The sequence below is a fragment of the Aeromonas sp. OTU364 genome, from assembly GCF_038440395.1.
Lineage (GTDB): Bacteria > Pseudomonadota > Gammaproteobacteria > Enterobacterales > Aeromonadaceae > Aeromonas.
Map to the genome: position 1 here is coordinate 1 of NZ_JASATR010000011.1, position 25,707 is coordinate 25,707.

21 protein-coding genes are annotated in these 25,707 nt (G+C 63.6%); 14 read left to right on the forward strand and 7 right to left on the reverse strand.

The window, feature by feature from the left end; translation table 11 throughout:
* From AAHB08_RS12085 to AAHB08_RS12120, 8 genes are all read left to right on the forward strand, one after another.
* Window positions 1-1,051: putative bifunctional diguanylate cyclase/phosphodiesterase (locus tag AAHB08_RS12085; protein ID WP_342059052.1), on the forward strand; the 1,051-nt coding region annotated here is incomplete at its 5' end.
* A gap of 171 nt (window positions 1,052-1,222) precedes the next feature.
* Window positions 1,223-3,169: an acetate--CoA ligase gene (gene acs, locus AAHB08_RS12090; protein ID WP_319912690.1), complete on the forward strand. Its 1,947-nt coding sequence runs from the start codon at window positions 1,223-1,225 to the stop codon at window positions 3,167-3,169.
* A 286-nt stretch (window positions 3,170-3,455) separates the two neighbouring features.
* Window positions 3,456-3,905: a type II 3-dehydroquinate dehydratase gene (gene aroQ / locus AAHB08_RS12095; RefSeq protein ID WP_342059053.1), complete on the forward strand. Its 450-nt coding sequence runs from the start codon at window positions 3,456-3,458 to the stop codon at window positions 3,903-3,905.
* A 36-nt stretch (window positions 3,906-3,941) separates the two neighbouring features.
* Window positions 3,942-4,403 (forward strand): acetyl-CoA carboxylase biotin carboxyl carrier protein, encoded by a 462-nt coding sequence (accB, locus tag AAHB08_RS12100; RefSeq protein WP_139437295.1) that lies wholly within the window; start codon window positions 3,942-3,944, stop codon window positions 4,401-4,403.
* A 15-nt stretch (window positions 4,404-4,418) separates the two neighbouring features.
* Window positions 4,419-5,759: an acetyl-CoA carboxylase biotin carboxylase subunit gene (gene accC / locus AAHB08_RS12105; protein ID WP_025326014.1), complete on the forward strand. Its 1,341-nt coding sequence runs from the start codon at window positions 4,419-4,421 to the stop codon at window positions 5,757-5,759.
* A gap of 196 nt (window positions 5,760-5,955) precedes the next feature.
* Entirely contained in the window at window positions 5,956-6,204 is a 249-nt protein-coding gene (locus AAHB08_RS12110) for a YhdT family protein (RefSeq protein ID WP_330847497.1), read from the forward strand.
* Window positions 6,205-6,272: 68 nt separating this feature from the next.
* Complete coding sequence (gene panF / locus AAHB08_RS12115) at window positions 6,273-7,730, forward strand: sodium/pantothenate symporter (protein WP_139437290.1); 1,458 nt, start codon at window positions 6,273-6,275, stop codon at window positions 7,728-7,730.
* A gap of 88 nt (window positions 7,731-7,818) precedes the next feature.
* On the forward strand, window positions 7,819-9,243 hold the full coding sequence (locus tag AAHB08_RS12120; RefSeq protein ID WP_139437288.1) for a PTS transporter subunit EIIC: 1,425 nt from the start codon (window positions 7,819-7,821) through the stop codon (window positions 9,241-9,243).
* Here AAHB08_RS12120 and AAHB08_RS12125 read toward each other — a convergent pair whose 3' ends face one another.
* Entirely contained in the window at window positions 9,244-10,116 is an 873-nt protein-coding gene (locus AAHB08_RS12125; RefSeq protein ID WP_342059054.1) for a LysR family transcriptional regulator, read from the reverse strand. It lies immediately after the preceding gene.
* Window positions 10,117-10,216: 100 nt separating this feature from the next.
* On the opposite strand from AAHB08_RS12125, the gene AAHB08_RS12130 reads away from it, so the two are divergent.
* From AAHB08_RS12130 to AAHB08_RS12140, 3 genes are all read left to right on the forward strand, one after another.
* Window positions 10,217-11,233 (forward strand): zinc-binding alcohol dehydrogenase family protein, encoded by a 1,017-nt coding sequence (locus AAHB08_RS12130; RefSeq protein WP_342059055.1) that lies wholly within the window; start codon window positions 10,217-10,219, stop codon window positions 11,231-11,233.
* A 533-nt stretch (window positions 11,234-11,766) separates the two neighbouring features.
* Entirely contained in the window at window positions 11,767-12,645 is an 879-nt protein-coding gene (prmA, locus tag AAHB08_RS12135; protein ID WP_005317670.1) for a 50S ribosomal protein L11 methyltransferase, read from the forward strand.
* Window positions 12,646-12,810: 165 nt separating this feature from the next.
* Entirely contained in the window at window positions 12,811-13,356 is a 546-nt protein-coding gene (locus AAHB08_RS12140) for a sugar O-acetyltransferase (RefSeq protein ID WP_342059056.1), read from the forward strand.
* 422 nt (window positions 13,357-13,778) lie between these two features.
* Here the strand turns inward: AAHB08_RS12140 and AAHB08_RS12145 are convergent, their stop codons facing one another.
* From AAHB08_RS12145 to AAHB08_RS12155, 3 genes are all read right to left on the reverse strand, one after another.
* Window positions 13,779-14,327 (reverse strand): NAD(P)H nitroreductase, encoded by a 549-nt coding sequence (locus tag AAHB08_RS12145; RefSeq protein ID WP_342059057.1) that lies wholly within the window; start codon window positions 14,325-14,327, stop codon window positions 13,779-13,781.
* A 51-nt stretch (window positions 14,328-14,378) separates the two neighbouring features.
* Window positions 14,379-16,475 (reverse strand): autotransporter outer membrane beta-barrel domain-containing protein, encoded by a 2,097-nt coding sequence (locus AAHB08_RS12150; protein ID WP_342059058.1) that lies wholly within the window; start codon window positions 16,473-16,475, stop codon window positions 14,379-14,381.
* Window positions 16,476-16,764: 289 nt separating this feature from the next.
* Window positions 16,765-18,792 carry an NADPH-dependent 2,4-dienoyl-CoA reductase gene (locus tag AAHB08_RS12155; protein ID WP_342059059.1) on the reverse strand — a complete coding sequence of 676 codons (2,028 nt, stop codon included), beginning with the start codon at window positions 18,790-18,792 and terminating at the stop codon, window positions 16,765-16,767.
* A gap of 318 nt (window positions 18,793-19,110) precedes the next feature.
* Here AAHB08_RS12155 and sppA point away from each other — a divergent pair, with 318 nt between their 5' ends.
* Window positions 19,111-20,955 (forward strand): signal peptide peptidase SppA, encoded by a 1,845-nt coding sequence (gene sppA / locus AAHB08_RS12160; protein WP_342059060.1) that lies wholly within the window; start codon window positions 19,111-19,113, stop codon window positions 20,953-20,955.
* Window positions 20,956-21,018: 63 nt separating this feature from the next.
* Here the strand turns inward: sppA and AAHB08_RS12165 are convergent, their stop codons facing one another.
* Window positions 21,019-21,576: an NUDIX domain-containing protein gene (locus AAHB08_RS12165; RefSeq protein ID WP_342059061.1), complete on the reverse strand. Its 558-nt coding sequence runs from the start codon at window positions 21,574-21,576 to the stop codon at window positions 21,019-21,021.
* The gene (locus tag AAHB08_RS12170; RefSeq protein ID WP_342059062.1) at window positions 21,573-22,376 is read right to left on the reverse strand and encodes a DUF2989 domain-containing protein; all 804 of its coding nucleotides are present in this window, start codon (window positions 22,374-22,376) and stop codon (window positions 21,573-21,575) included. Before AAHB08_RS12170 ends, AAHB08_RS12165 begins: the two co-directional genes overlap by 4 nt.
* A gap of 210 nt (window positions 22,377-22,586) precedes the next feature.
* Here AAHB08_RS12170 and AAHB08_RS12175 point away from each other — a divergent pair, with 210 nt between their 5' ends.
* Window positions 22,587-24,020 (forward strand): glyceraldehyde-3-phosphate dehydrogenase, encoded by a 1,434-nt coding sequence (locus tag AAHB08_RS12175; RefSeq protein ID WP_342059063.1) that lies wholly within the window; start codon window positions 22,587-22,589, stop codon window positions 24,018-24,020.
* A gap of 56 nt (window positions 24,021-24,076) precedes the next feature.
* Window positions 24,077-24,355, forward strand: coding sequence for a YeaC family protein (locus AAHB08_RS12180; protein WP_025326001.1), 279 nt, complete (start codon window positions 24,077-24,079; stop codon window positions 24,353-24,355).
* 262 nt (window positions 24,356-24,617) lie between these two features.
* On the opposite strand, the gene ansA is transcribed toward AAHB08_RS12180, so the two are convergent.
* Window positions 24,618-25,625 carry an asparaginase gene (ansA, locus tag AAHB08_RS12185; RefSeq protein ID WP_042648756.1) on the reverse strand — a complete coding sequence of 336 codons (1,008 nt, stop codon included), beginning with the start codon at window positions 25,623-25,625 and terminating at the stop codon, window positions 24,618-24,620.
* Window positions 25,626-25,707 lie beyond the last annotated feature (82 nt).

The window sequence follows — 25,707 nt, forward strand, 5'->3', positions numbered from 1 at the left end:
CCCCCACACAATCTATGGCCGCGCCCCCCCCCCCCCCCCCCCCCCCCCCCACCAGGAGCTGGTGGGGCTGATCGAGCGGCTGCAACACAGGCTCCACGCTCCTGCCGACATAGGGCAGGAGCGGGTGAGGCTCTCCGCCAGCATAGGGGTCGCCCTCTACCCGGATCATGGCCTGACTCCAGACAGCCTCATCAGTGCGGCGGACAATGCCATGCATGAGGCCAAGCGCCGGGGCCGCAACGGCCATCTGTTCTACTCCCCCGAGATGATGACGCAGATGAGGGAGCGGATGGCCCTGGAGCAGGGGCTGATCAAGGCCATGGAGCAGCAGCAGTTCCGCCTGCTGTACCAACCCATGACGGATCTGGCCAGTGACAGCCTCAGCGGCCTCGAGGCCCTGGTACGCTGGCAGCACCCGAGCGAGGGCATTATCTCTCCCGCCCGCTTCATTCCGGTGGCCGAGGAGTGCGGCCTGATAGAGCAGTTGGGGGAATGGGTGATGCGCACCGCCTGCCAGCAGGGACAGCGGTGGCTGGCGGAGGGGTTCGCCGTGCCCAGGCTGTCCGTCAATGTGTCGGTAAGGGAGATGCGCTCCCCCAACTACGTGGACAGGGTCACCGCCATCCTGGCGCAGACCGGCTTCCCGGCAGAGCGGCTGGAGATCGAGGTCACCGAGAGCATCATCCAGAGCGTGGATCAGAGCCTGCGCCTCTTTACCCGCCTCAAGGCGCTGGGAGTGCAGATCGCCATCGACGACTTCGGCACCGGCTTCTCCTCTCTGAGCCTGCTCAAAAGCCTGCCCATAGACCGCATCAAGATAGACAGGGCCTTCGTGCAGGCGCTGCCCGACGACAGGCACAGCCGGGAGCTGTGCCGCACCATAGTCAGCCTGGCAGACAGCCTCGGCATGGCGGTCACGGCGGAAGGCATAGAGACCCAGCCCCAGCGCCAGTTCCTGCAATCCCTGCGATGCGAGGAGGGCCAGGGCTACCTGTTCAGCCACCCCCTGTCCGAACCCCACATGACCTCCATGCTCGCCACAGGGCATTGAAGATCCCGGACAGCCCAATGACAGAAGGGAGCCTCAGGCTCCCTTCTTCGCGATCCCTCGGCCATGTCGACCGGCCCCTCTCGTCGCTATCCAAAAGTCTAATTGCCCTCCCGTGCCAAAGGTATAAGTTGTTACTCAATCATTACAAAAATGTATTCACAGGAGTGAGAGATGAGCGAGAGCAAGGTCTATCCGGTCAAGGCCCACATAGGTAGCGACGCCCTGCTGGACAAGGAAGGTTATGAAGCCATGTACCTGGCGTCGGTGCAGAACCCGGACGCCTTCTGGGGGGAGCAGGGCAAGATTCTCGACTGGATGACGCCCTACACCCGTGTCAAGAACACCTCCTACGATCCGGGCCACGTCTCCATCAAGTGGTACGAGGATGGCCTGCTCAACGTGTCGGCCAACTGCCTGGATCGCCACCTGGCCCAACGCGGCGACAAGGTCGCCATCATCTGGGAAGGGGACAACCCGGCCGAGGATCGCAAGCTCACCTATCGCGAGCTCCACACCGAGGTGTGCAAGTTTGCCAACGTGCTCAAAGCCCAGGGGGTCAAGCGCGGTGACATGGTCTGCCTCTACATGCCCATGGTGCCTGAGGCGGCCATCGCCATGCTCGCCTGTACCCGCATCGGCGCCGTGCACAGCATCGTCTTCGGCGGCTTCTCGCCGGAGGCGCTCTCGGGCCGCATCATCGACTCGGGCTCCTCCATCGTCATCACAGCCGACGAGGGCCTGCGCGGTGGCCGCCCCATCCCCCTCAAGAAGAACGTGGACGAGGCGCTCACCCACCCGGATACCAAGGTCAGCAAGGTGATCGTCCTCAAGCGCACCGGCGGCAAGGTCGCCTGGCATGACCACAGGGATATCTGGTGGCACGACGCCGTCGCCGCTGCCAGCCCGGATTGCCCGCCCGAAGCCATGGGCGCCGAGGATCCCCTTTTCGTGCTCTACACCTCGGGCTCCACCGGCAAGCCCAAGGGAGTGCTGCACACCACGGGCGGCTACCTGGTCTATGCCGCCCTCACCTTCAAGTACGTGTTCGACTATCACGAGGAGGACATCTACTGGTGTACCGCCGACGTGGGCTGGGTCACCGGCCACTCCTATCTCGTCTACGGGCCGCTCGCCAACGGCGCCACTACGCTCATGTTCGAAGGGGTGCCGAACTACCCGGCCACCAACCGCATGAGCCAGGTGGTGGACAAGCACCAGGTCAGCATCCTCTATACCGCACCCACCGCCATCCGCGCCCTGATGGCCAAGGGCAAGGAGGCCATCGAAGGCACCTCCCGCCAGAGCCTGCGCATCATGGGATCTGTGGGGGAACCCATCAACCCGGAAGCCTGGGAGTGGTACTACCGCACCATAGGGGACGAGCGCTGCCCCATAGTCGACACCTGGTGGCAGACCGAGACCGGCGGCATCCTGATAAGCCCCCTGCCCGGCGTCACCGCCCTCAAGCCCGGTTCCGCCACCCGTCCCTTCTTCGGGGTGCAGCCGGCCCTGGTGGATAACCTGGGCGAGCCGCTGGAGGGCGCCACCGAGGGCAACCTGGTGATCACCGACTCCTGGCCTGGCCAGATGCGCACCGTGTTTGGCGATCACGAGCGCTTCGAGCAGACCTACTTCTCCACTTTCCCGGGCCGCTACTTCACCGGCGACGGTGCCCGTCGCGACGAGGATGGCTACTACTGGATCACCGGTCGGGTGGATGATGTACTCAACGTCTCCGGCCACCGCATGGGCACCGCCGAAATCGAGTCGGCCCTGGTGGCCCATCCGAAGATCGCCGAGGCGGCCGTGGTGGGGGTGCCCCACGAGATCAAGGGTCAGGGCATCTATGCCTATGTCACCCTGATCGCCGGGGAGGAGCCGAGCCGGGAGCTGCATAAAGAGGTGAAGGAGTGGGTGCGCAAGGAGATAGGCGCCATCGCCACCCCGGATGTGATCCACTGGGCCGAGGGGTTACCGAAGACCCGCTCCGGCAAGATCATGCGTCGTATCCTGCGCAAGATCGCCACCGGCGAGACCGACAGCCTGGGGGATATCTCCACCCTGGCGGATCCGGGTGTCGTGGACAAGCTGATCCGCGAGAAGTCGGAAGCGGCCTGATCCCCTTCGCTTGCTGCACGACAAAGCCGGCCTTGTGCCGGCTTTGTCGTGTCTGGAAAGCCTGAAGAGGTGGATGCTGCGGCAGAGCGGCTCCGGGCGCCACCATGCTCAATAAATGGCCAGATGTAGAGATTAGACCAGTAAAATGCTGCTAATTTTCACGAAATCAATATAATTGCGAAATCTGTGTGCCAGGGCACACCGAATTGTGCAGAAAGTGGCTAGATTTTTGGTGGTCCACAGATAGCTGATAGATAGCAGCATAATCATCGAGGATGTACTCAATATGTCGCAACATCACCGAATCCTCCTGCTCAACGGTCCCAACCTGAATCTGCTGGGCAAGCGGGAGCCGGGAATCTACGGCAGCAAGACGCTCGATGAGATCGTCGCCGATCTGCAGCAAAGCGCCAACGAACTCGGTGTCACCCTGGAACACCTGCAATCCAATGCCGAACATGAGTTGGTCGGCCGCATTCATCAGGCCATGGGCCAGGTGGATTTTATCATCATCAACCCGGCCGCCTTCACCCACACCAGCGTCGCCCTGCGCGATGCCCTGCTGGGCGTGGCCATCCCCTTTATCGAGGTTCACCTGTCAAACGTGCATGCCAGGGAACCCTTCCGCCATCACTCCTATCTGTCTGATGTCGCCAAGGGGGTCATTTGTGGGCTGGGTGCCGATGGCTACCAATTCGCTTTAACCGCGGCCGTGCATCAGTTGCGCGCGGCTTGATAATCACTGATCAGATAAAGAAGAAAGAGAATGCTAATGGATATCCGCAAAATCAAGAAGCTGATTGAACTGGTTGAAGAGTCCGGCATCGCCGAGCTGGAAATCTCCGAAGGGGAAGAGTCCGTTCGCATCAGCCGTAATTTCTCCGGCCAGGTTAGCGTTGCCCCGCAGATGATGATGCAGCCGGCACAGGTTCAACAAGCCGCCGCCCCGGTCGCCGCTGCCGCTCCGGCCGCCGCCCCTGCTGCCGATGCCGCCCCGAGTGGCCATCTGATGCGCTCCCCCATGGTGGGCTCCTTCTACCGCTCCTCCAGCCCGGAAGCCAAGCCGTTCGTGGAAGTCGGTCAGCACGTCAATGTCGGCGACACCCTGTGCATCGTCGAAGCCATGAAAATGATGAACCAAATCGAGTCTGACAAGGCCGGTGTGATCAAAGCGATCCTGGTTGAAAATGGTCAGGCCGTCGAATTTGACGAGCCGCTGTTCATCATCGAATAAGGGAAGACGCCACCCATGTTGGACAAAGTAGTCATCGCCAACCGCGGTGAAATTGCCCTGCGGATCCTGCGCGCCTGCAAAGAGCTCGGGATCAAGACAGTGGCCGTTCACTCCACTGCCGATCGGGAGCTCAAGCATGTGCTCCTGGCCGACGAAACCATCTGTATCGGCAAGCCCGCCAGCGGTGAGTCCTACCTCAACGTGCCGGCCATCATAGCCGCCGCCGAGGTGACCGGTGCCGTCGCCATCCACCCGGGCTACGGCTTCCTCTCCGAGAACGCCGACTTCGCCGAAGTGGTCGAGAAATCCGGCTTCATCTTCATCGGCCCGCGCGCCGAGACCATTCGCCTGATGGGTGACAAGGTTTCCGCCATCGAAGCCATGAAGAAGGCGGGCGTCCCCTGCGTACCCGGCTCCGACGGCCCGGTGGACAACGATGCCAAGCGCAACGCCACCATCGCCAAGCGGATCGGCTACCCCGTGATCATCAAGGCCGCCGGTGGCGGTGGTGGTCGTGGCATGCGCGTGGTGCGCAACGAGTCGGAGCTGGCCGCCGCCATCGCCCTGACCAAATCCGAAGCGGGCCAGTTCTTCAAGAACGACATGGTCTACATGGAGAAATACCTGGAGAACCCGCGCCACATCGAGATCCAGGTGCTGGCAGACGGCCAGGGCACCGCCCTCTACCTGGGTGAGCGGGACTGCTCCATGCAGCGTCGTCACCAGAAGGTGGTGGAAGAGGCGCCGGCACCCGGCATCACCGAAGAGATGCGCAAGTTCATCGGTGAGCGCTGCGTGCGCGCCTGCCTCGAGATCGGCTACCGCGGTGCGGGCACCTTCGAGTTCCTGTACGAGAACGGCGAGTTCTACTTCATCGAGATGAACACCCGGATCCAGGTCGAGCACCCGGTCACCGAGATGGTCACCGGCGTGGATCTCATCAAGGAGCAGCTGCGCATCGCCGCCGGCCAGCCCCTGTCGATCACCCAGCAGGACATCCGTCTCCGTGGCCATGCCATCGAGTGCCGGATCAATGCCGAGGATCCGGCCACCTTCATGCCGTCTCCTGGTCTCATCCAGCGCTTCCACGCGCCGGGTGGTCTGGGCGTGCGCTGGGAATCCCACATCTATGCGGGTTACAAGGTGCCGCCCTACTACGACTCCATGATCGGCAAGCTGATCTGTTACGGCGAGAACCGTGACATCGCCATCGCCCGCATGCGTCACTCTCTCGACGAGCTGGTGGTGGAAGGGATCAAGACCAACATCGCCCTGCAAAAAGAGATCATGAAGGACGAGAACTTCCAGCACGGTGGTACCAACATCCACTATCTGCACAAGAAGCTGGGTCTGTAAGAGGTCTCGGGACCCTGCAACCTGGCGCACGGTGGTAGCACAAACAACCACTACCTGCACAAGAAGCTGGGTCTGTAAGAGATCCACATTTAGCGAGCGATTGCCCGATCCATCGGGATCGACAATTGAAAAAGGGCCATGGCGACATGGCCCTTTTTTGTTATCCTTGCGCCCCTCAAAATTGTCGGAGGCCAAGGTGAATCGTTTCGCGCTCGCCCGTCGGGAAGCAGCCCTCTGCCTGCTGCTGACCCTGCTCTATTTCGTTGCCTGGTATGGCACCGCTTACTTCATCCCGGAAGAGCTGGAACTCTGGGATATGCCGCTCTGGTTCCTGCTCAGCTGCATGCTGATGCCACTGCTGTTCATCGGCCTGTGTGCGCTCATGGTGGATCGTCTGTTCGTCGACATTCCTCTGGACACCGAGGAGCCCCCTCATGACTCCTGAGCCGCGTACTGAACCCATGATGGATCCCCGGTTTACCGAGGTCCCGCTGGCCCCCCAGGAGTCACCCCATGAATCTTGAGTTAATGCTGCCGCTCTTCGTCTATCTGATGCTGGTGCTGGGGGTCGGCTTCTGGGCCGGTCGCCACCGCGCCGGGGGTGACTTCGTGCAGGAGTACTTCATCGGCAACCGCAGCATGGGCGGCCTGGTGCTGGCCATGACGCTGGTGGCCACTTACACCTCGGCCTCCTCCTTCATCGGCGGGCCGGGTGCCGCCTACAAGATAGGCCTGGGCTGGGTGCTGCTGGCGATGATCCAGCTGCCCACCGTCTGGCTCACCCTGGGGGTGCTTGGCAAGAAGTTCGCCATCATAGCCCGCCGGGTCAATGCGGTGACCATCAACGACATGCTGTGGGCCCGCTACCGCAGCAAGTGGGTGGTGGTGCTGGGCTCGGTGACCATCATCCTCGCCTTCATCGCGACCATGGTGGTGCAGTTCATCGGCGGCGCCCGCCTGCTGGAGACCGCCACCGGCCTCAGCTACCAGCAGGGGCTCTTCCTGTTTGCCAGCTGCGTGCTGCTCTACACGGTGATCGGCGGCTTTCGCGCGGTGGTGATGACGGATGCCCTGCAGGGCATCATCATGCTGATCGGCACAGGGGCCCTGCTGGCGGGGATCCTGATTGCCGGTGACGGCCTGCCGAACCTCATCCACCAGCTCAAGGTGATCGATCCCAAGCTGGTGAGCCCGACCGGTGCCGGCGACATGCTGACCCAGCCCTTCATGCTCAGCTTCTGGATCCTGGTCTGCGTCGGTGTGGTGGGGCTGCCCCACTCGGCCCTGCGCTGCTTCGGCTACCGCGACAGCAAGGCGCTGCACAGAGGCATCCTCATCGGTACCGTGGTCAGCGCCCTGCTGATGCTGGGCATGCACCTCGCCGGTGCCCTGGGCCGCGCCATCCTGCCCGGCATGGACAGCCCGGACAAGATCATGCCCTCCCTGATGATGGAGGTGCTGCCCCCCTGGCTGGCCGGGGTCTTCCTGGCGGCCCCCATGGCGGCCATCATGTCTACCATCGACTCCCAGCTGATCCAGGCCTCGGCGACCCTGGTCAAGGATCTCTACCTCAACTACCTCAATCCTCGCCAAGAGAAGCTGGAGGTGCGCATTCCACGGCTCTCCCTGCTCTGCACCCTGATCCTCGGCACGCTAGTGCTGCTGGCGGCGCTGCAGCCCCCCGAGATGATCATCTGGCTCAACCTGCTCGCCTTCGGCGGCCTGCAGGCGGTCTTCCTCTGGCCCCTGGTGCTCGGCCTCTACTGGTCGCGGGCCAATGGCCCCGGGGCCCTGGCCAGCATGGTGTCAGGCATTGTCTGCTACGGGGTCTTGAGTCAGTGGGGGATCAAGCTGGCCGGCCTGCACGCCATAGTGCCGAGCCTGGCGCTCGGCCTTGCGGCCTTCATCCTGGTCAGCCTGCTGACCCCGGCCCCGGATCAGTCGGTTCGCCGATTGTTTGATCAGAAATAAGAAAGGGGCCAATAAAGGGACTCGCACCTATTCCCAAATGGGTGCGAGTGGGTAAAATGTGCGCCACGTCACAAAATGCCGCGCCCTTATGCCAGTCCAGAACGCCAGAAAGATCCTGACCCAGTCCCTGCAACGGCTCGGTTATGCCCTGTTGCTGCCCGTCTCCATTCTGCCGCTGGCGGCCCTGCTCTATCGGCTCGGCCAGCCGGACGTGCTGGATCTGGCGGTGCTCTCCCTGGCCGGACGCGCCCTCTTCAGCCAGATGCCGCTCATCTATGCGGTGGCCATCGCTTTCGGGCTGAGCCGACAGGGGCAAGGGGCGCAGGCCCTGGCCGGCGCGGTCAACTTCCTGCTGCTGAGCTCGGCGCTCGCCACCCTGCAGCCCGGCCTGCATGCGGACATGATCTGCGGCCTGCTGGCGGGCCTGACCACCGCCATGGTCTGCTCCTGGACCCGCAGCCTCTCCCTCCCCGGCTGGCTGCGGCCGCTGCAGGAGGAGCTGCCCGGCCTGCTGCTATCGGCCCTGGCCAGCCTGCTGCTGGTCGTGCCCCTGGCCCTGCTCTGGCCCCTGCTGGAGCAAGGCATCACCCTGCTCGCCTCCGACCTGCTCACCACGCCGTTTGGCGCCTTCTGCTACGGCGTGCTGAACCGGCTGCTGATCCCCCTCGGCCTGCACCAGGTGCTGGGCAGCCTCATGGGGCTGGGGGAGAGCAACCTGCAGGCGCTCTCCGCCGCCCAGCCGCTGCACGAGGGCTATGTGGCGGGTCTCTATCCGGTCATCATGTTCGGCCTGCCCGGCGCCTGCTTTGCCATCTGGCTCCATCGCCAGCGGATGCGACGCCTGCCACAGGGGGGCTTGCTGCTCACCCTGGCGCTCACCTCGGCCCTGGTGGGGATCACCGAACCCATCGAATTCCTGTTCGCCTTCACCGCCCCCTGGCTGTTCCTGGCCCATGCCCTGCTGACCGGGCTGTCGCTGGCCATCTGCAGCGGACTCGGCATTCAGGTGGGCAGTTACTTCTCCGCCGGGCTGCTGGATCTGGTGCTCAGCTATGGCGCCGGCGAGCACAGTTTCTGGCTCATTCCCCTCGGCATCCTGTTCTTCGTCATCTATGCCCTGGTCTTCTCCCGGCTGCTTGAATACGCCCCCCTCAGCCTGCCGAGCAAGCCCATCGCCGAGGATCTGCCCCAGCTCGCGACAGTGGCCCCCACAGATCCCCAGATGCTGGCCATCCAGTACCTCAAGATGCTGGGGGGCATGGACAACCTGCAGGCCATGAGCGTCTGCCTGACGCGCCTCAGCCTGCGGGTGAGGGAGATGGCGCTGGTGGATCAGTCCCGCCTGGCCAGGCTCGGCTGCCTCTCCTGGATCCAGCTCAACGAGCATCAGCTAGTGCTGGTACTGGGCCCCAACGCCGGCCTCATCGAGGGGCAGATCCGCATGCTGGCAGAGCGCCAGTCGGTCCCCCTCGGCCTCGAGCCCGGCCAGGCCCCCCTCAGCCAGCACCGCTGATCAGGCGAAGGGCAGCCGCTCGGCGACGAAGTCCATCAGGCTGCGCAGGGCGGGGGCCAGGTGTTCGCGGCTCGGATAGATGAGATAGAAGGGATTGGGGGGGATGGGGTGATCCGGCAGCACCTTCAGCAGGCGCCCCGCCGCCAGATCGTCCCGGCAGACGTGATCCGGCAACAGGGCGATCCCCCCTTCGTGAAGCGCCAGCTCCCTCAGCGCCAGCAAGCTGTTGCTGAGGCAGGCCCCCTGCGGTCGCCAGCCCCCCTCCTGCAGTGGCCACACCAGCAGCGCCCCATGCACCAGGCAGGCATGCCCCCCCAGCTCCGCCAGCTGTTGCGGCGTGCCCTGGCTCGCCAGATAACCCGGGGCCGCCACCAGGTGACGCGCCACCTGGCCGATACGCCGGCAGATGAGGCTGGAATCTTTGAGCGGCGCCGCCCGCAGCGCCAGATCGTAGCCCTCCCCCACCAGATCCAGTTGCTCGTCACTCAAGGTCAACTCCAGCACCACCTCGGGGTAGAGGGCGCGAAACTCGGCCAGGATCCGGCCAAGCAGCAGGGTACCGGTCGCCTCGGGGGCGGTGATCCGCACCCGGCCCGCCGGGGCCGATCGCAACCTGGCCATGGCCAGATTGGCGCTTCTCGCCAGGGCCAGCAGGGCCTGGCAATGCTCCACATAGACCTCCCCCTGGGGGGTCAGGCTGAGCCTGCGGGTGGTGCGCTGCAACAGCCGCACCCCGAGCCGTGACTCGAGGCGCGAGATCTTCTGGCTCACCGAGGACTTGGGCATGCCGAGCACCTCGGCCGCCCCGGTAAAACTGCCCTGCTCCACCACGGTGGCGAACAGCCCCATCAACTCCAGTTCGACATTGTTCATATATACAAACAGTCTGTCCCGATTATCTATCTTAATCGGAATAATCAACCAGACTAGACTCTCTGGCAATCCCACTCATAGCGATTTGAAAGGAACTGCCATGAAAGCCATCGCCCTCACCCATTATCTGCCAAGCGATCACCCCCACTGCTTCATCGAGACCGAGCTGCCGGATCCGACCCCGGGCCCACGGGATCTGCTGGTGAAAGTAACGGCAACCTCGGTCAACCCGGTGGACACCAAGGTGCGCGCCCCCAAGGCCAAGGTAGAGAGCAATCCTCGGGTGCTGGGCTGGGATGCCGTGGGGGAAGTGGTGGCCGTGGGCCACGAGGTGACCCTGTTCAAGGCGGGGGACAGGGTCTGGTATGCCGGCGACATCAGCCGCCCCGGCAGCAACAGCGCCCTGCAACTGGTGGACGAGCGCATCGCCGCCCTCGCCCCCAAGACCCTGAGCGACCTGGAAGCCGCCGCCCTGCCCCTGACCGCCATCACCGCCTGGGAGACCCTGTTCGAGCGCATCGGCCTCAACCGCGAAAGTACCGGGCGACTGCTTGTCATCGGTGGCGCCGGCGGCGTCGGCTCCATCGCCATCCAGCTGGCCCGCCAGCTCACCGGGATGGAGGTGATCGCCACCGCCTCCCGGCCTGAAACCCGTGACTGGTGCCTGGCCATGGGCGCCCACCAGGTCGTGAGTCATCACAACCTGCAGGAAGAGCTGGCCGGCCTTGGCATCAGCCAGCTCGATGCCATCTTCTGCACCAATGCCACCGAGCAGCACTGGGCCGCCATGGCGAGCCTCATTCGCCCCTTCGGTCACATCTGCACCATTGCCGAATCCAGCGAGCCCTGGGATCTGGGCCTGCTCAAGACCAAGAGCGTCACCTTCTGCCAGGAGTTCATGTTTACCCGCTCCCTGTTCCAGACCCCGGACATGATCGAGCAGCACCAGCTGCTCGGCCGGGTCGCCGCCCTGCTGGACCAAGGGGTGCTCAAGAGCACGCTCACTCGCACCCTGCCCGAACTGACTCCGGCCAGCCTGGCACAGGCCCATCGCGAGCTGGAGGCGGGCCGCATGGTGGGCAAGCTGGTGATCGACATGAGCGGCTTCGCCAGCTGAGGCCCTTGCCGCTAGGGAGCCCCGCAGCCATGCGATCTATTCCCTTATAGGTAAAAAATGCACCATCATGGGGTGAGATCACCAGTGACAAGCCCCAAGAGTGCACAGCCCCGCAGCCGATCTGGGCTCCTGACGGACCCTTCCCCCGAAAAAACCATAAAAAAGAGGCCATCCCGCCGGGATGGCCCTCAAAACCTGAACGTTGGGGTAACAATCACACACATATCCTTATGCAGGACATGTGGAACTTTGCAGATTGCGTGCCAATGTCTGCTTTTACCCGCAAAATGACCGTTTTTCAGCGCGCCGGCATAAAAAAAGCCACCCGAAGGTGGCTGAAAAAGATGACGGAACTTCATAGAGCAAAGCATTCAGCGGGAACAAGTTGCTTCCCGTCACCCAGTAAGGAATACATTAACCGTGCCAACTTGGCAGAGTTGCCTTCCTTCCCCATCCCATCATGGGCAAACCACGACAGCACAGGCCCATGATGATAGAATCCCGCGGTTTCACATTTATGAAGAGTCGACCCCATGCCCTGGATACAAATTCGAATCAACGCCACCGCCAAGACCGCGGACAAGGTGAGCAACATGCTGCTGGGGCGTGGAGCCCAGGCGGTGACCTTTATGGATGCCCAGGATGTGCCCGTCTACGAGCCACTGCCTGGTGAAACGCCGCTCTGGGGCGAGACCGAGGTGATGGGGCTGTTCGATGCCGAAACCGACCCGGCTCCCACCATCGCCTTCTTCCAGCAGATCTTCGGGGAAGACGTCGGCTACAAGGTCGAGCAGCTGGAGGACAAGGACTGGGTGCGCGAGTGGATGGATCACTTCCACCCCATGCAGTTCGGCGAGCGCCTCTGGATCTGCCCGAGCTGGCGCGACGTGCCGAATCCCGATGCGGTCAACGTCATGCTGGATCCGGGCCTGGCCTTCGGTACCGGCACCCACCCCACCACGGCGCTCTGCCTGCAGTGGCTGGACGGGCTGGATCTGGCCGGCAAGACGGTGGTCGACTTCGGGTGCGGATCCGGCATCCTCGGCATCGCCGCCCTCAAACTCGGCGCCGCCCGTGTCATCGGCATCGACATAGACCCGCAGGCCATCCAGGCCAGCCATGACAACGCCGAGCGCAACGGCGTCGCCGGCCAGATCGAGCTCTACCTGCCGGCCGACCAGCCGCAAGACGTCGAGGCGGACGTCGTCGTCGCCAACATCCTCGCCGGCCCACTGCGGGAGCTGGCGCCGCTCATCGCCGGCCACGGCAAGCCCGGCAGCCTGATGGCGCTCTCCGGCGTGCTGGAGAGCCAGGCCCCGGAGCTGGAGACCATCTACGGCCAGTGGTTCGACATGGACCCGACCGCAGTGAAGGAAGAGTGGTGCCGTCTCTCAGGCCGCAAGCACGGCTGATAGAGAGCGTTATCCTGCTATGCAGACCAACAAGGGCACCCCAGGGTGCCCTTGTCGTTTCCCGGCGCCAGCTGCGCACCCTTCTGTCCACTCTGGGGAGAGCTTCACGCTTCTATCCCCCTCGATGGCTTATGCTCTCCTCCTCCACCCCATTGAGGCCCAGCCATGACCGAATACGAAAAGATGATCGCCAGTCAACCTTACAACTGCATGGCCCCCGAGCTGGATCTCCTGCGCCGGGAGACGGCGCGCCGCTATCGCCACTTCAATCGCAGCGACGAGGAGGAGCAAGGGGTCCTGCTCAGCGAGATCGTCGGCGAGCTGGCGGAGGGGGCCTTTATCTGCCCGCCCCTCTACTGCACCTATGGCCGCCACATCCACCTTGGCGAGCGCAGCTACATCAACATGGGGGCCACCCTGCTGGACAACGCCCCCATTCGCATCGGCGCCGACGTCATGATAGGGCCGAACGTACAGATCTATACCGCCGCCCACGCCCTGGACGCCGATGAGCGCATCCTGGGGGTAGAGACGGCGCTGCCGGTCACCATAGAAGACAGGGTCTGGATCGGCGGTGGCGCCATACTGCTGCCGGGGATCACCATAGGGCGGGAGGCCATCGTCGGCGCGGGGGCCGTAGTGACCAGAGACGTCCCGGCCGGAGCCCGGGTGGTGGGCAATCCTGCCCGCATCCTGCCCGCCAGGGGCTAGATGCCAGTGACCGGGAGGTAGGGGCCCATAAACGTACAGCCCTATGTCACCAAGGCCCGGAGAGACTGTAAAAAGATGCCGCCCACAGACGCCGTGGTGCTGGCGCAGAAAACCGCCCATAAAAATAAAGCCCAATGTCATGACGACGCTGGGCTGTAAAAAGGTGCTACGGAATTGCGACTCTCATCGCAGAAAATTAGAAGGGGTCACCTTCTAAACTGGCAGTGGGATAATAACGGGGCGCAAACGTTTTACATAGGGTAATCAACCAGGATTGAGAACAGCCTCTCACTATTCAAAAAATTCCCAGGCAAGCCCGAACTCCCCCTTGGCAAGTTTCCATTTATCAGTACAGCCTGACGCCATTTGGGGGGAAATAAAAAAGTCCTGAATAATCAGGGCTTTTCTGCACTATCTTCGACTCAGAAGCGACGGACGAAGTCAGCAACAGGTAACTCCCGCAGCTTGCGCGCCTCCAGCATGGGGGTGCCCAGGTAGAGGAAGCCCACCAGTTGATCGTCCGGTGCCAGCCCCAGTCCCTGATTGATCCCCTCGTCGAAGATGAACCAGCCGGAGCGCCAGATGCCGTTGAACCCCTGTGCCTGGGCCGCCATCTGCATCGCCATCAGGGCGCAGCCGGCGGAGAGCTCCTGCTCCAGCTTAGGTACCTTGGGGTGTGCCTGATAGCGGGTCGCGACGGCCACCACCAGGGGCGCTCGCAGGGGCGCCTCACTGCACTTCTTGATGCTCTCGTCGTCCTCGCCGCGGGCGCGAGCGGCGTCCGCCAGCAGGGCCCCCAGACGCTCGCGCCCCTCCCCTTCAAACAGGATGAACTGCCAGGGTGTCAGGGTGCCGTGATCTGGTGCCCGCAGGCCGGCCTTCAGAATATTGTCGAGCACCTCGCCACTCGGGGCCGGGGTGGTCAGACGGCCACAGGAGTGGCGATTGAGCAGCAGTGTCAGTGCATCCATTCGATGCTCCTTCTAGGTCATGAGGGCGATGAGCCGCCCTGTCGATAGGGGTCAGAACGGCTTGGACAGGTTGATGCGCCACTCCCAGATGTTGAGTCCATTCTGCCCAATGCTGGTGTATCCGGCACTGGTGGTCAGGGTGGCCTCGCCGCCAATCAGGGTGCGCATCCCCAGTCGCACAGTGCCGCTGAGCGGTTCGGTGCGGGCCGAGCTGAGATCACCCGTCAGGATATAGCCATCGTTCGGCCGCTCAAAGCCATAATCCAGCCCCAGCTCCCCATAAGGCATCAGAGGCAGGCCTTTGCTGGTGTAATAGACACGGCTGAATTCGACCGTTCCCGTCATGTTGCCCTGGTTGTAACTGTCGCTGTCCCGATTCAGCCTCAGTGCCAGCCCCTGGTAATCCCCCTCCATCCGATAGCCGTCGCTGCGGCTGTGGCTGTAGTTGATGGCCAGCCGCGGTCGCACCGAGGTCGCTTCCCAGAAGTACTGACCGGTGGCCCCCAGGCTGCCGCCAACGGAGGTAGAGCCATAATCACCGGAGAGGAACAGGAGGTCCTGATTGTTATCCATCCAGCCATACACCAGGCTGCCATCCAGCATCCAGCTGGCCGATACCGGGTACGCCAGATAAGGGCTTAGGTTGTAACCACCGGCGGACAGCCGCATGCTGCCATTGAAGGAGTCCACCTTGCTGTCGACCCGGGCGACGCTGATGCCGAGGATGAGATCGTTGTCGAGCCGGGTATCCGCCCCCAGGCTGAACACATTGGTCGAGCCCGACATGTCCAACCCCTCGCGGTGATCCGAGATGTCGTAATAGACCTCGTCCACCCACAGGTTCCAGCTCCGTCCCTCCGGCAAGGGGGCAGGCTGGGTCTGGCTGGCCACCTGGCCCCCCGCCAGCTCGACACGGGTGAAGGGGCAATCGGGATACCGATCTCGCAGCTCCTGGGGCAACTGATCCCGTTCCTCGGCCATCACGCACAGCGTCCTCTCGTTCAGGGCGCGTTCACTCGCCTGCTGACCCGCTGTCACCCTGCCTGGCAACGCAACTGGAGGCTCGACCGTCCCCGGCAGAGTGATGAAGGGCCTCTCCCCCAGCGGTGGGCGAGTCGGCATTACCCCTTGCGGTGGCAAAGTGCCCGCCGGTGATTGCACGCCACCGGGCAGAGTCGGCATCACCCCTTGCGGCGGCAGAGTGCCGACCGGTGGTCGCACGCCACCCGGCAGGGTCGGCATCACCCCTTGCGGCGGCAGAGTACCGACCGGTGGTCGCACGCCTCCCGGCAGAGTCGGCATCACCCCTTGCGGCGGCAGAGTACCGATTGGCGGCTGCACGCCACCGGGTCGGTTGATGCCGCCGAGGGGAGGACGGGTCGGCATCATCCCCTGGGGTGGCAGGGTGCCGACCGGTGGTCGCACACCACCCGGCAGAGTCGGCATCACCCCTTGCGGCGGCAGAGTACCGACCGGTGGTCGCACGCCTCCCGGCAGAGTCGGCATCACCCCTTGCGGCGGCAGAGTGCCGACCGGCGGCTGCACACCACCGGGTCGGTTGATGCCGCCGAGGGGAGGACGGGTCGGCATCATCCCCTGGGGTGGCAGGGTGCCGACCGGTGGTCGCACGCCTCCCGGCAGAGTCGGCATCACCCCCTGGGGTGGCAGAGTGCCGACCGGCGGCTGCACACCACCCGGCAGAGTCGGCATCAACCCCTGGGGTGGCGAAGTCGGCCGTGAGGGCCGATCAGGCGGAGTGAAATGGTCCGGGAAGGTGAAATGACCGGGTTGCTGGTTATCTGTGTCGAGCAGGACCCGCTTGCCGTTTGAATCGACATAGGCATACAGCTTGTGCGTGCCCCCGTTCTGCGCCTCCGGCGAGACGGTCAGGTGCAGCCCCTTGTGATCCTGCCGCCAGCTGTCATAGATCTGGCTCTGCTTGGCAGATTCGACCTCGAACTGGCCGGGGGAGATGGCGGAGAGCCAGACGGAATGTTGTTGATCGGCGGTCCAGCCGAGAAAAATGAGCCGTCCCGCAGGGTCGGCGCTGGCGGTGGTGCCGTGCAGGGGCATCGCCATGCCCAAGGCGATGGCACTCAAGCGATGAACAGCCCCCTGAGTGGGTATCCGTGATGTAGCTAGGCTCATTTGCTGGGTTTCCTTTACCGATCCCAGGTGCATCCGGCACCCGACAGAGAGTTCCTATTGATAGACGGCGCCCATTGCCCGCTTCCGGGGCTCGCCGGGATCTGGCCGATCTTCCCATCGGCTTCCCATCTGCGCCCAGCCCCAATGGCATTCGACCATGCAATGGATACAAACAGAGAACGTTTGAATACCACAAATACAACAATACCGTCCCCGGTGAAACTGCCCGGGCCGGGGTGAGCCATAAAAAAAGGGACCCATGGGTCCCTTTCCTACGCGATGAGCCGGCTCAGATGACGGACGCCAGCTCGGCCCCCTGGCGGATGGCGCGCTTGGCATCCAGCTCCGCCGCCACGTCGGCACCGCCTATGATGTGCACCGGCTTGCCCGCCGCCTGCAGGCCGGCCTGCAGCTCCCGTAGGGGCTCCTGTCCGGCGCAGATGATCACCTGATCCACCGGCAGGCACTGTCTGGCTTCCCCCACCTGGATGTGCAGCCCCTCGTCGTCAATGCGCAGGTACTGCACGCCGGAGAGCATCTGCACCTTGCGGTTCTTCAATACGGTGCGGTGGATCCAGCCTGTGGTCTTGCCGAGGCCATCCCCCACCTTGCTCTCCTTGCGCTGGAGCAGCCAGATCTGGCGCTCGGGCGCGTCGATCACAGGCGTCATCAGACCGCCGCGCTCGCCGAGGCTCTTGTCGATGCCCCACTCCCTGAGCCAGTGATCGCGATGATGATCCGCGCTCCCCTCCGACTTTTTCTCCACCAGAAATTCGGCCACGTCGAAGCCGATACCGCCGGCCCCGATCACCGCCACCTTGTCGCCCACCGGCTTGCCATCGCGCAGCACGTCGAGGTAACTCAGCACCTTGGGGTGATCGATGCCGGGAATGTTGGGGGTGCGAGGACGTATGCCGGTAGCGAGGATCACCTCGTCAAAACCGCCGCCAAGCAGGCTCTCGGCGCTCTGGCGCTGGCCGAGATAGAGCTCGACGCCACACTTCTCCAGCCGCCTGGCGAAGTAGCGCAGGGTCTCGTGAAACTCCTCCTTGCCCGGGATCTGCTTGGCGAAGTTGAACTGGCCGCCTATGGTCGGCGCCTGATCGAACAGGCTCACCTGATGGCCGCGCTCGGCGGCGTAGCAGGCGAACGCCAGCCCGGCCGGCCCGGCCCCCACCACCGCCAGCTTCTTGGGCTGCGGCACCCGGCCAAACGTCAGCTCGGTCTCGAAACAGGCCCTGGGATTGACCAGGCAGGAGGCACGCTTCTGCTTGAACACGTGATCCAGGCAGGCCTGGTTGCAGGCGATGCAAGTGTTGATCTCGTCCGCCCGGTTCTCGGCGGCCTTGATGACGAACTCGGGGTCGGCCAGGAAGGGGCGCGCCATGGAGACCATATCCGCCTCCCCCTGCGCCAGGATGCGCTCGGCCACCTCGGGGGTGTTGATGCGGTTGGTGGTGATAAGCGGCACTGTGAGGTGCTTTTTCAGCTCGGCGGTCACCCAGCTGAAGGCACCGCGTGGCACGCTGGTGGCTATGGTGGGGATGCGCGCCTCGTGCCAGCCGATGCCGGTGTTGATGAGGCTCACCCCGGCTTGCTCCAGCGCCTTCCCGAGCGCTATCACCTCCTCCAGGGAGGAGCCCTTCTCCACCAGATCCAGCATGGAGAGACGGAAGATGATGATGAAGTCGCTGCCGACCCGCTCGCGAATGGCCCGCACGATTTCCAGCGGGAAACGCATGCGGTTTTCGCTGCTGCCGCCCCAGCCGTCGCTGCGCTGGTTGGTGCGCTCGCAGATGAACTGGTTGATGAGATAGCCTTCCGACCCCATCACCTCGACACCGTCATAGCCCGCCGCCTTGGCCAGTGCCGCGGTCGAGGCAAAGTCCCTGATGGTGCCGCGGATCTGCCGCTCGCTCATGGCCCGCGGCTTGAACGGAGAGATGGGAGCCCGGATGGCACTCGGCGCCAGGCTGAACGGATGATAGGCATAGCGACCGGCATGGAGGATCTGCAGTGCTATCTTGCCCCCCTCCTGATGCACGGCGCCGGTCACCTTCTTGTGCTTGGCGACCTGCCAGGGGAAGCTGAGCTGCGAGCCATGGGGCACCAGGCGCCCCCGCAGGTTGGGGGCTATGCCGCCGGTGACGATGAGGGCGACACCGCCGCGGGCGCGCTCGGCGTAGAAGGCGGCCAGCTTGTCAAAGCCCCCCTTCTCCTCCTCGAGACCGGTGTGCATGGAACCCATCAATACCCGGTTCTTGAGCTGGGTAAAGCCGAGATCCAGGGGAGTCAGCAGCGTTGGATACAGGCTCATGATGAACTCCTTTTCGAGGCCAGCACGCAGGAATCCATATGCAAGACCCGGTTCTTGATCGGGGTAACACCAGGGTCGAGCGGGGTCAGCAGGGTGGGGTAGCGGCTCACAGGGCCTCCAGTTAATTTTTTGTTATCAAACTGAGGCTAGAGTAAAGAATCGAAAATCCTTTTTCAAACAAATGTTTGGACATTTTTTCAGCGAACAGCCGTGTCCCGAAGCCAGGGGGTGCGATCGCGGCCAAGGGAAAATGGCAATTGGCGGGTCAACTGGTTAATAATGCCCTTCTCTACCCATTAACAGGGCGTTAGCACGGCTATGTCTATTTTCAAAGGTCTGGGGTGGCTGTTTCGCAGCCTCTGGCGTCTGCTCAACTTTACCCGCTTGATGCTGGTCAATCTGCTGTTTCTCGTCGTCGTGCTGGTCATCGCCTTCAGCCTCAACCAGAGCGAGACACCCGGCACCCCCATAGAGGGCGCCCTCACCCTCAATCTCGCCGGCGTGCTGGTGGAACAACGCACCCAGACCGATCCGACGGTGCAACTGCTGCGGCAGATGGAGAAGAGCGACGATCAGCCGAGCGAAATCGTGCTCTCCGACCTGCTGTGGGCCATCAAGAGTGCCAAGGATGACGATCGCATCAAGGCGCTGGTGATCAAGCCCCAGGGACTGCAGGGGGCCAGCCTCTCCAAGCTGCAGGAGGTGACGAGCGCCATAGACGCATTCAAGGAGAGCGGCAAGCCGGTCATCGCCATGGCCGACTACTACAGCCAGGGCGCCTACCTGCTCGCCGCCCATGCCGATCACGTGCTGCTCAACCAGAGCGGCGCCGTGCTGATCGAAGGCCTTGGGGTCTACCAGACCTACTTCAAGTCGGCGCTGGAGAAGCTCAACGTCACCCCCCATGTGTTCAAGGTCGGCACCTACAAATCCTTCGTCGAGCCCTATACCCGTGACGAGATGTCCCCCGAGAGCAAGGAGGCGAACCAGCGCTGGCTGGATCAGCTGTGGCAATCCTATGTCTCCGACGTGGCCGAGCAGCGGGAGATAGAGCCCGATGCGGTCGCACCGAACAAGGATCACTTCCTCGAACTGCTGCGCAAGGCCGGTGGCAATGCCGCCAGCTACGCCCTCGACAACGGTCTGGTGGATCAGCTCGCCACCCGGGACGAGATGACCCAGGCGGTCATCAAGGAGGTGGGCGAGAGCGAGGATCACGGCTGGAAAGGGGTCGGCCTGAAAGAGTATCTGGCCGCCATCCCCGAGCAATATCCCCAGAGCGGCAAGGATGAGGTGGGCCTCATCACCGCCAGCGGCGCCATCATGGACGGGATCCAGCCGGCCGGCACCATAGGCGGCGACAGCCTCTCCGAGCTGCTGGCCGAGGCCCGCCGCGACGATCAGGTGAAAGCCGTGGTGCTGCGCGTCGACAGCCCGGGGGGCAGCGCCTTCGCCGCCGAGCAGATCCGCGCCGAGCTGCTGGCCCTGAAACAGGCGGGCAAGCCGGTGGTCATCTCCATGGGCAGCTACGCCGCCTCCGGGGGTTACTGGATCTCCGCCGATGCGGACAAGATCTTCGCCTCCCCCACCACACTCACCGGCTCCATCGGGGTGTTCGGCATGTTCGCCACCATCGACAAGGCGCTCTCCCAGTACGGAGTGCACACCGACGGCGTCGGCACCACGGACTTCGTGGGGATCGGGCTGACCCGGGCCCTGCCGGAACACGTCGGTCAGGCCATCCAGCTGAGCGTGGAAGACACCTATCAGCGCTTCGTCGGTCTGGTCGGCAAGGGCCGGGGCCTGAGCCCGGAAGAGGCGGAGAAAGCCGCCGAAGGCCGGGTCTGGACCGGTCAGGACGCCAAGGAGCTGGGGCTGGTGGACGAGTTCGGCAACCTGGACGACGCCCTCAAGGCCGCCGCCGAGCTTGCCAACCTCAAGAGCTGGCAGGTCACCCCCATAGCACCGGAAGAGTCGGCAAGGGACAAGTTCCTGCGCGAGCTGTTTGACAGCAGCGCCCAGGCGCTGGCCCCGCACCTGCAAAGCTGGCTGCCCGCAGGATTGGGCAAGGCGCTGGTGGAGATGAACCGCAGCCTGGACCCGCTGACCCGCTTCAATGACCCGCAAGGCACCTACGCCTTCTGCCCGGTCTGCGTGCCCTGACCGGCAGCGACAATAAAAAAACCGCCGAATGGCGGTTTTTTTATTGTCGGCACTCCATGGCGGTCAGCCCAGCAGGCCCGTATCCACCCAGTGCTGCAGCTCGGCCAGCACCCTCGTCTCCCGCACCGTCCACTGGGGGCAGGGGCCGGCCAGCTGGGTCTTGTTGGTCTGCAGGGCCTCTTCCAGTGCGAACCAGCCCGGGGTGAAGCCAAGCCGTATCTCGTAGGGCTGGGGGCGCGGCTCGCTCCAGGCTTCCCCCACCTGGCAGAGATAGTAGAAGGAGCGGATGCAGTAAGCGTCGTAGTCGGCCTCACGGGCGGCGCGAAACTCCCGGGTCTGCCCGAGCCGCAGGCCCACGGCCACCAGCTCGGCGCCGCACTCCTCCCGCAGCTCCCGGGCCAGGGCCGTATGGTGACACTCCCCCGCCTCTATGCCGCCGCCGGGGAACATGAGATCCCCGTTGACGCGAGAATGCACCAGCAGCAGTTCATCCCCGCGCATCACCACGGCCCTGACCGTGGTCCGCTCGAGCACCCGTCCCTCGCAGGGCACCTGACCATGGACGAGGCGGATGTCGAAGGCATGGGCCCACTCGGGGGCGCCGGATGGCAGCGGTATCATGGGGCCTGGTAGCTCCCGGCTCTGAGCGCGTCGACTATGGTGGCGGCCTGCTCGTCCAGCCCCTCCTGCTGAGCCTTGCCGATGGCGTGGTAGATCCCGAGACGGGTGGACGAGACCTCGGGACTCTCCTGGAATGACTCGCTCACCTTGCCCCACAGATAGGCCTGATCAAACGCCTTCTGCCCCATGTAGAGGGTGCTGAGGGCGGTGAGGATCCGGCTGTTCACCTTGTCCCCTTCCCCATAGAGGGAGAGGGCATGATGCATCAGGGCGATGGCCTTTTGGGGCTCGCTCTTGGCATAGATGCCCCCCAGGGCCAGTTGCAACTCAGGCTCCTCGAGGGCGGGGGTGCCTTCCAGCGCCAGGAAGCTGGCACGGGCCGCGGGATTGGTGTTGTTGGTCCAGTGCCACAGCAGCAGATAGGGATCCTGGGAGCCACGGGTCTGCGCATCCAGCAGCTCCAGCTGAGTGCCGGCGGCCAGCATGCCCTCCACCCTGGGGCTCTTCTGCTCCCGGGCCCGCTTGTATTCGATGTTGGTGGAGTGTTCGGCGCACTGCAGATAACGCTCCAGGCCGCGCATCAGCTCGTACCTCTGCCTGTCCGTCCCCTCCTCCTGGAGGTAGTAGCGGGCGCGGATGACATCGCTGCGCTCATGGCGACACCAGCCGTCGTCCACCAGGTCTGCGCACAGGGCGGGATATTGGGAGCAAATGTTGTGGATCCTGTCGTCATCGCAGGCTATCAGCGTCAGACAACAGGCGAGAGGGAGCAGTAACGGACGCTGTGAGAATAGGGTCATGGTTCACATCTGGTTGGTAACAATCGCAACCCGCCCTGGCCACCGCCAACTAGCAAACAGGCTACATATCCATTACAATGCGCGCGCCGTATAAGGCCGCGACTGCAGAATAATATAACGAAACCGTCAGCCCTACACTGATCTGCATTCGACGAATTTCAATTTGCCCAGGCAACTTGCTTCAACAACGTGAAATAAAGGATCTGGTTAATGACCCACGAGCACTACTTGCAGGCGTGGCAGGAGAGCCAGGAGCTCGCCGAAGCCATGCAGCCCTTGATTGGTCGCCTCTACCGCCAGCAAGGGATAGAAATCACCGTCTACGGGCGCCCCCTGCAGAACGCCTCCACCATCGACATCCTCAAGGCCCATCGGGTCGTTCGCCGCCACCAGGGCACTCCCCTCCCCATCCAGCAAAGCTTCCCCCTGCTCCAGGCCATGGTCGCCCTGAACCCGACCGCCGCCGAAGTGGACCTCGGCAAGCTGGCGGTGGGTTACTGGCAGGATCACCAGGATGAAGCCGGCATAGACGACTACTTGCGCGCCAGGCTGGCCCCGGCCCTGAACCGGGGCAGCGTGCCGGCACCGACCGACGTGGTGCTCTACGGCTTTGGCCGCATCGGCCGCCTGCTGGCCCGGCTGCTGATCGAGCGCACCGGCGCCGCCAACTCCCTGCGCCTGCGCGCCATAGTCGTGCGTGGCGGCCGCGAGGGGGATCTGGAGAAGCGTGCCAGCCTGCTGCGCCGCGACTCGGTGCACGGCCCCTTCAACGGCTCCATCGAGGTGGATAACGAGCGCAGCGCCATCATCGCCAACGGCACCTTCATCCAGGTGATCTACGCAAACAGCCCGGCCGACATCGACTACACCGCCTATGGTATCGACAATGCGCTGATCGTCGACAACACCGGGGTCTGGCGCGACGAGGCGGGTCTGTCCGAGCACCTCAAAGCGCGCGGCGCCGCCCGGGTGCTGCTGACCGCCCCCGGCAAGGGGGAGATGAAGAACGTGGTGTTCGGGGTCAACCACGAAGTAATAGGCCCGGATGACAAGATCATCTCCGCCGCCTCCTGCACCACCAACGCCATCACCCCTGTGCTCAAGGTGATGCAGGACAAGTACGGCATCCGCCACGGTCACGTGGAGACGGTGCACTCCTACACCAACGATCAGAACCTGATCGACAACTATCACAAGGGGGAGCGGCGCGGTCGCAGCGCGGCCCTCAACATGGTGATGACCAGCACGGGCGCCGCCAAGGCGGTGGCCAAGGCGCTGCCCGAGCTCAAGGGCAAGCTGACCGGCAACGCCATCCGGGTGCCCACCCCCAATGTGTCGCTCGCCATCATCAACCTGTCGCTGGAGCAAAGCACGGATCGGGAGAGCCTCAACGCCTATCTGCAGCAGATGGCACTGAGCTCGGCCCTGCACCGCCAGATCGACTTCAGCGCCAGCACAGAGCTGGTCTCCTCCGACATGGTGGGTTCCCGCTTCGCGGGCATAGTGGACTCCCAGGCCACCATAGCCGAGGGGGATCACTGCGTGCTGTATGTGTGGTATGACAACGAGTTCGGGTACAGTTGTCAGGTAGTGCGGGTGATGGAGCAGATGGCCGGCGTAGTCCGCCAAGATCTACCGGCATAGTCCGCCAGGATCTGCCCACCTGATCCCTTCATGGCTCAATTTGCAAGGAGAGGCCGATGTCGTTTCAACAAGTGATAGGGCAGATGCCCAAGGAAGTGTACGAGCGGCTCAAGACCGCGGTCGAGCTGGGCAAGTGGCCGGACGGCCAGCCCCTCACCGAGGAGCAGAAGGCCACCTCGCTGCAGGCCGTGATGGCCTGGCAGGCGATGCACCTTGCCGATCCCGAGCACATGAACATAGGCCGCGACGGCGAGATCGTGATGAAGAGCAAGAGCGAGCTCAAGCGCCAGTATCGCGATGAGGAAGAGATAGTCCGTATCGATCTCAGTCACTAAGCCTTGCCGCGAGCCCTGGTTCGCACGCCATAGCAAAGAGGGGAGCCATTATGGCTCCCCTCTCTTTTTCTGCGCTCTGCCGGGTGACATATCCCCCTCATCCCCAGCCCTTCTCCCGCCAGGGGAGAAGGGAGCAAGTCCGCAGCCTGAGGAAAGTGAGTGGACAACCTGCCGACCATCTCCATGGCAAGCCTCGCTGCCAACAACAGCGCCTTCTATCCCCTCTCCCCCTGGGAGAGGGCCAGGGTGAGGGCGGCAATGCTCAGGGGGTCAGCTCACCACGCAGGGACTGCTGCATCAGCTCGCGGATGCGCGGGGCGGGCAGATCCTGGCTCAGCAGGAAGTGCAGCTTGGTGAGCGCAGCTTCGGCTGTCATGTCGAAGCCCGAGATGACCCCGGCCCGGGAGAGGGCGTTGCCGGTGGCATAGCCCCCCATGTTGACCTTGCCGTGCAGGCACTGGCTCAGATTGACTATGATGACGCCCCGGGCCGACGCCTCGGAGAGCAGCGCCAGCATGGCCGGGTTCTGGGGCGCATTGCCCACCCCGAAGGAGAGCAGGATCAGCGCCCGCACCGGTTGCTGCAGTATGTTGGCTATTACCTCGGCCGAGATGCCCGGATAGAGGGTCACCACGCCGATGGGCTGGGGGGTGATGTCGTGCAGCACCAGCGGCCGCTCGGACGGCACGCCCAGCTCCCCCGCTTCCAGGGAGATGGCGATGCCGGCATTGAGCAGCGGCGGGTAGTTCGGTGAATCGAAGGCGTGGAAGCCGTCCGCGTGCACCTTCTTGCTGCGGTTGCCGCGATAGAGCTGGTTGTTGAAAAACAGCGTGACCTCGTGGATCGGGTAGTTGGCCGCGATATAGAGGGCATTGAGCAGGTTCTGCTGGCCGTCGGAGCGCAGCTCGGCAAGCGGGATCTGGGAGCCGGTGATGATGACCGGCTTGTGCAGATCTTCGAGCATGAAGGAGAGGGCCGAGGCGGTGAACGACATGGTGTCGGTGCCGTGCAGGATCACGAAGCCGTCGTACTGCTCGTAGTTGTCACGAATGTCCTCGGCGATGCGCTGCCAGTCCGCCGGGGTCATGTCGGAGGAGTCGATGAGGGGGGCATATTCGTGGATATGATAATCCGGCATCTCGGGCCGGTGGAACTCGGGCATCCGGGCCAGACAATCTTCCATGAAACCCGCCATCGGCACATAACCGTGGTCGGAACGCTGCATCCCTATGGTGCCGCCCGTGTAGGCGATATAGATAGACTTCTTCACACCCTCTCCTCTCTCTGGACTGACAACCGGCAGACAATTCAAGGTTCAACCGGTTCCTTCACTTCCTATTCCGGTGCCGCTC